This window comes from Haematobacter missouriensis, assembly GCF_000740775.1.
In the GTDB taxonomy this organism is placed as follows: Bacteria; Pseudomonadota; Alphaproteobacteria; order Rhodobacterales; family Rhodobacteraceae; genus Haematobacter; species Haematobacter missouriensis.
Genome location: NZ_JFGS01000090.1, coordinates 1 through 1385 on the forward strand (window position 1 = coordinate 1; position 1385 = coordinate 1385).

The following is a 1385-nucleotide window of genomic DNA, read 5'->3' on the forward strand; positions in this document are numbered from 1 at the left end:
GACGCTGTCGTCGACGCCACTTTCGGCGAGGGCGCGCCGCGGCGTGGATCGCGGCGCGGCGGCGGACGCACCATCGCCGACCGGCTGAGCGAACAGGGCAACAAGCTGCTGCAGGATGCAGCACAGAAGGCCGGGGAATTCGGGCGCAGCGAGGTCGACACCGAACATCTGCTTCTGGCATTGACCTCGTCTGACGTCGTCAAGACGATCCTCGAACAGTTCAAGGTCGATGTGGACGATCTGCGGCGCCAGATCGAGAAGGAAGCGAAGCGTGGAGACGCCAAGACGGAGGGAGAAATCGGCGTAAGCCCTCGCCTGAAGGACGCGCTGAACCGGGCCTTCATCGCCTCGAACGAACTCGGCCATTCCTATGTCGGTCCCGAGCACCTTCTGATCGGACTTGCCGAGGAAGGTGAAGGCCTGGCCGCGGCGATGCTGCGCAAGCTGGGGTTGACGCCGCAGGCGCTGCGTCAGCAGGTGACGAAGGTGGTCGGCAAGGGAGCCGAGGAAGGCCGCGTCGAGACTCCGTCGAACACCCCCGATCTCGACCAGTTCAGCCGTGACCTGACGAAGCTCGCCCGCGATGGCAAGCTCGATCCCGTCATCGGCCGCGCCCGCGAGATCGAGACGACGATCGAAGTGCTGGCCCGCCGGAAAAAGAACAACCCGGTGCTGATCGGCGAGCCCGGCGTGGGCAAGACCGCCATCGTCGAGGGACTTGCACAACGGATCGTCGCGGGCGAAGTGCCCGAGGCGCTGCGCGACAAGCGGCTGGTCGAGCTCAACATCAACTCGATGGTGGCCGGGTCGAAGTATCGCGGCGAGTTCGAGGAGCGAGTCCAGAAGATCCTCAAGGAGATCACCGAGGAGAAGGACAGCCTGATCCTGTTCATCGACGAGATGCACACCATCGTCGGCGCCGGCCAGGGCGGTGGCGAAGGTGGTCTCGACATCGCCAACACCTTCAAGCCGGCGCTGGCGCGGGGCGAGCTGAACCTGATCGGCGCGACGACGCTCAACGAGTACCAGAAATACATCGAGAAGGACGCGGCGCTCGAGCGACGGTTCCAGCCGGTTTATGTGGACGAGCCCACGGTCGCACAGACGATCATGATTCTGCGCGGGCTGCGCGACACGCTCGAAAGCCACCACAAGGTGACGATCACCGACGAGGCGATCATCGCCGCCGCGGAGCTTTCGGATCGCTATATCACCGGTCGCTTCATGCCCGACAAGGCGATCGACCTGATCGACCAGGCCGCGGCGCGGGTGAAGATCTCGGCCACTGCGCGGCCCGTGGACGTGCAGGAACTCGAAGCCGAGGTCGCGCAGATCAAGCGCGAACAGGACTATGCCGCAGCCCGCAAGCAATTCGACCGAGCAGC

Annotated in this window: 1 protein-coding gene; it reads left to right on the top strand. The window is 64.8% G+C overall.

From position 1 onward, the window contains the following. Positions 1-1385: Clp protease N-terminal domain-containing protein (locus CG51_RS18735; RefSeq protein ID WP_035747615.1), on the top strand; the 1385-nt coding region annotated here is incomplete at both ends.